Consider the following 4401-nt stretch of genomic DNA (forward strand, 5'->3'; position numbering starts at 1 on the left):
CGGCAGCCGACGGGGGCGCGGACGGCTGCGGTGCAGACGGCTGCGGCGCGGGCGACTTGGGCGCGCCGCTCGGGCCCGCCTTGGCCCCGGGCGAGGCCGAGGCGCCCCGGCCGCCGTCACCGTTGGACGGCACCGAGTAGCGCAGGCCCGTCTCGGTGATCAGGTAGTCGGTGCCGGAGCCGTCCGTGCCGTAGTCCATCGCGCGGTAGAACAGCCCGTGGCCGGGCGTCACGTAGGCCGCGCCGGCGCCGTTGTTGTACTGCGCCGGGTACCCCGGGCCCGCCCAGACGGTGCGCTTCGGGGTGCGGCCGTCCTCGGACATGCCGTCGAAGGTGCTGCACACGACGGTGTGCGCGTCCTGGCGGTCCTGCCAGTTGTTCACCGGCGCACCGGACTTGACCGGCCAGTCGCCGTCCCCGGCGTTCGGCAGCGGGGTGCCGGTGCCGAAGCTCGCCTGGTCGGACGGGGTCATCTCGTCGATGCGGGGCTGCTTGTCCTGGTCGTACTTGTAGAGCATCTGGTAGGCCGGGTTCTGCCGGATCAGCTCGGCCTGGAACGGCGTCACCAGGAACAGCCGGTCCCGCCCGACCACGTAGTCGCGGTCCCGGTAGTGCACCAGCCGGCCGATCCGGCGGTCGGCCTGGTTCTCCAGCGCCACCGAGGAGTTCGCGACCGGGCTGTCCGCTGCGCCGTCGACCTGCGGGAAGACGACGGCGCTGCCGGGCAGCAGGGTGTCCAGCCACTCGCGCTTGACCGGCTGCGGCACGGCGTTCGGCCCGAAGACCGCCGTGATCAGCGACTTCCGCTCGCGGTCGTCCGCCTGCGGGGAGCCGATCTCGTGCCGGCGGCCCTGCGCGTCGACCAGGTAGATCCGCGCGTCGCCCGGCCTGGCACCGGCCGCGGTGGTGACCTGCTGGTCCACCGCCTGCTGGACCAGCACCAGCTGGTCCGGCCCGAGCATGCGCCCCTTGGCGCCCAGCGCGGTGGCGTCCGCGCCCGCCGCCACGAACAGCGCCTGGTCGACGGTCTCCTGCCGGGCGTCCGCGCCCGGGCGGTCGCACACCGACCACTTCATCGCCCGGCTCACGTTCTCCTTGCCGGGCAGCTTGTCCGGGGCGTACGGGATGCCGATCGTCGGGCCGTGGTTGGGGTAGCGGTCGAGCACGTCGTCGTCGACGACCACGACCTTCGCGCCGGCCGGGAGCACCAGCCGGGCCGAGGACATGTTCAGCACCTGGTGGAGCCGCTTCGTCCGCCCGTCCGGGTCGGTCAGCACCACGTACCGGGTCGTCGACCGCTTGCCCTGGACGACGTTCTGCCCGTCGTCCCAGTGCAGCGGAGCGCCCGGGCGGAACACCCCCCACACGCCGAACCCGGCCACCACCAGAGCCCCGACGACCAGGCTCGGCAGCACCGCCCGCACCGGACGCGGGGCGTCCTCGTCGCCACCCCCGCCGCCCCCGCCGCCCGGCAGGAGGAAGGCGCCCACCATGCGCCTGCGCGCGAAGGTGTACGCGTTCAGCTCGTCCCGGCGCGATGCCATCCTCGTCGTCTCCCCTGTCGGACCGTCCGGTCAGCGTCCTGCCCCCGTGTCCGCGGTCGCGGGCGAGAACGCGCTCGAACCCTCTACGATGCGGCAGCAGACGATGAGTACCGTACGGGCACGGTCCGTGAACGAGCCAGCGGGCCGGTCGATCGAGCCGTGTCAATCGAGCAGTGGGGGTCAGCCGGGGGATGCCAAGCCAGACCGCTCCGGGACGACGGGGCACGGCACCGGGCGGGGGGTCGCCCACCGCCGGCGGTGGCCGGTCCACCGCGGTCCGCGTCCGCCCATCGTCCGGACTGCCCGGCGGCCGCCGGCTGCTCCGTCAACTCGTGTTGGTCGAGGCCGCCCTGGCACTCGTCGCGATCGGCTGGACGATCGGCCGGACGGCCACCGCCGCACTCGGCGCACTCGGCCTCGCCCTGGTCCTCGCCGGCCTCGTCCCGCTGCGCGGCCGCACCCTCCCGGAACTGCTCGCCGCCCGATTGGCCCTCAAGTCCCGCCTCCGGCTGGCCAGTTCGACACTCCCGCCGGCCGACGCCGACCCGACGCTCGCCCCCGCGCTGGAGCTCGAACCGGCCCTGCGCACGTACACCCACGCCACCGAGGCCGACTTCGGCGGACGGACGGTGCGCCGCGAGACCGGCATGGCCGGCGACGGCACCTTCCTCAGCTCGGTGCTGCTGGTCCAGGCCAGGGACCAGCCGCTGCGCCCGGCGCGCACCGACCGGCCACTCCCGCTCGACGTCCTGTGCTCGGCACTGCGGGTCGACGACATCACCCTGGAATCCGTCCAGCTGGTGCAGCTCACCCAGCCCGCCCCCGCCCCGCACCTGCCCGAGCAGTCGCTCGCCGCCCGCGCCTACCGCGAGCTGCCCGCCGGCCCCACCACCCCCGGACTGCGGCTCACCTGGGTCGCGCTCAAGCTCGACCCGGAGCGCGCCGCCACCGCCGTCCGGGCCCGCGGCGGCGGCGAGGAGGGCGCCCGCAAGGCGCTCCAGCGGGTCACCGACCAGCTCGCCGGGCGGCTCGACGGCGCCGGGTTCCACACGACGGTGCTGGACGAACGCGAGCTGATCGCCGCCCTCGCCACCGCGACCTGTGCCAACCCGCTCGCCGCGGCCGGGCTCCAGGGCAGCGGCGGCGGCACCGCCACCACCCGCCGGACCAGGGAGGGCCGGCGCCACTGGCGGATCGACGACCGCTGGCACTGCACCTACTGGATCTCCCGCTGGCCCCGGTTCGGCCGCCCCGGCGGGCCGGGCGTGCCCGAGCTGGTCGGCCGGCTCACCGGCGCCCGCGCACTGGCCGCCACCTTCAGCCTCACCGTCGGGCACGGCCCCGGCGGCTCCGTCGCCCTCGCCGGACACCTGCGGCTGACCGGGCGCAACGAGAGCGAGCTCGCCGAGACCTGCCGGGAGGTCGAGTCCCGCGCCCGGGACGCCGGCCTCGGCCTGAACCGGCTGGACCTGGAGCAGGCACCCGGCGTCCTGGCCACCCTGCCCCTGGGAGGAACCGCCTGATGGCCCGCCCGACCCGACCGCGCCCCGCCACCGCGCAACCGCGCCCCCGGCCGCGGATCCTGCCCGGCTTCGGCCTCCGCGGGCCCCGCCGCGAGAAGCACGTGCTGGCCGTCGCCGACCTCGCCGCACTGGCCTTCCCCGTCGGCGACGACGGCGTCGTGATCGGCACGGACGTGCACGGCCGCCCCTCGGTGCTCGGACTCTTCCGGCCCGCCGCCCACGAGCTGGTGCTCGTCGGCGGTCTGTGGACGGCCCAGCTGATCGCGCTGCGGGCCGCCTCGACCGGCGCGCGCGTCGCGGTGGAGACCGCCCGCCCGCAGGCCTGGAGCACGCTCGCGCAGGCCGCGGGCGGCGGGCAGCCGTGCATGACCGTCCACCAGGCCGGCCGGCTCGGCCCGCAGGGCGCCTCCGTCACCTCGCCGGTGCTGGTGGTGCGCGACCTCACCGCCCGCCCGCCGCGCAGCCGGCTGTCCGCCGCGCCCTGGCAGACCACGCTGACGGTCCTGCCGTGGCTCGTCCCGGAGGCCGCCCGGCTGGTCGAGGCCGCCGACCTCGTCGGAGTGCAGCGGGTCCAGCCGGAGGAGGCCGGGATCCTCCGGCGCGCACTCTCGCTGCCGCCCGAGGACGTCGCCGCGCTGCCCGCCCTCGGCGACGACCTGACGCTCTGGACGACCCGGATGCACCGTCAGTACGTTCGGGCCGTGGCCGGGCCCGCGGAACTGCAGGTCCTGGGCGCGCCGCGCCGGGTGGACCCGCCCGCCTGAGCGGCGCGGCCCACCGGCCGGGATCGGAGTCCGCCTACAACGACGTCGGCCGTACGGCCTAGTCTTGAGGCGGCAACGGCACCGCTGAACAAGCGGCGGCGAACACGAGGGAGCCCTAGTGAGCAGCGATCGGGACGGCGTCTACGTCGGCCACAACGCGGCGGAGGACGACGACGACTGGTCCGACGCCCCCGACTACACTCCCCCGTCCTGGTACGTGCGGACGGACGGCCCGGCAGCCCCGACGGCCCCGACGCCCCCGACGCCTTCGGCCGAGACGGCGGCTCAGACCGCCCCGGCTCCGGAGGGCCGGATCCCGGCTCAGGCCCCGGCTCAGGCCGTCGTGCCGCCGCCCGCGCCGGCTCCGCCGCCGCTCTCCTTCCCCGCCCCGGTGAGCGAGCCCGCGCCCGCGCCGCCCGCGCCGCCCGCCCACCTGCACGCCCCCGTCGCCGAGCAGCCGCCCGCAGCCGCCCCGATCCCCGCTCCGATCCCGCAGCACGAGCAGCCGCCGGCCGCCGTGGCCGAGGCCCCCCACGCCCCCAGCCCGCCCCCCGCCCCCCACCACCAGCAC

Annotated in this window: 3 protein-coding genes and 1 pseudogene; 3 read left to right on the forward strand and 1 reads right to left on the reverse strand. The window is 76.5% G+C overall.

Annotated features, from left to right (window positions below; all coding sequences use genetic code 11):
- A partial coding sequence (locus AB0O00_RS30835) for a type VII secretion protein EccB (RefSeq protein ID WP_363657346.1) occupies nucleotides 1-1543 on the reverse strand: 1543 nt, incomplete at its 3' end.
- A 332-nt stretch (nucleotides 1544-1875) separates the two neighbouring features.
- Here AB0O00_RS30835 and eccE point away from each other — a divergent pair.
- From eccE to AB0O00_RS30850, 3 genes and pseudogenes are all read left to right on the forward strand, one after another.
- Nucleotides 1876-3066, forward strand: a complete 1191-nt coding sequence (eccE, locus tag AB0O00_RS30840) for a type VII secretion protein EccE (protein WP_363657348.1) — start codon at nucleotides 1876-1878, stop codon at nucleotides 3064-3066.
- Nucleotides 3066-3830, forward strand: coding sequence for a hypothetical protein (locus tag AB0O00_RS30845; protein ID WP_363657350.1), 765 nt, complete (start codon nucleotides 3066-3068; stop codon nucleotides 3828-3830). The genes eccE and AB0O00_RS30845 overlap by 1 nt, the downstream gene beginning before the upstream one ends.
- 118 nt (nucleotides 3831-3948) lie before the next feature.
- Nucleotides 3949-4401 (forward strand): annotated as a pseudogene (locus AB0O00_RS30850) (MinD/ParA family protein); the annotation flags it as partial.

It is taken from the genome of Kitasatospora sp. NPDC093558 (assembly GCF_040683475.1).
Taxonomy (GTDB): domain Bacteria; phylum Actinomycetota; class Actinomycetes; order Streptomycetales; family Streptomycetaceae; genus Kitasatospora.

What these genes read in the sequence shown, in the direction of transcription:
- AB0O00_RS30845 (WP_363657350.1), top strand. Translation starts at nt 3,066, where the DNA reads ATGGCCCGCCCGACCCGACCGCGCCCCGCCACCGCGCAACCGCGCCCC.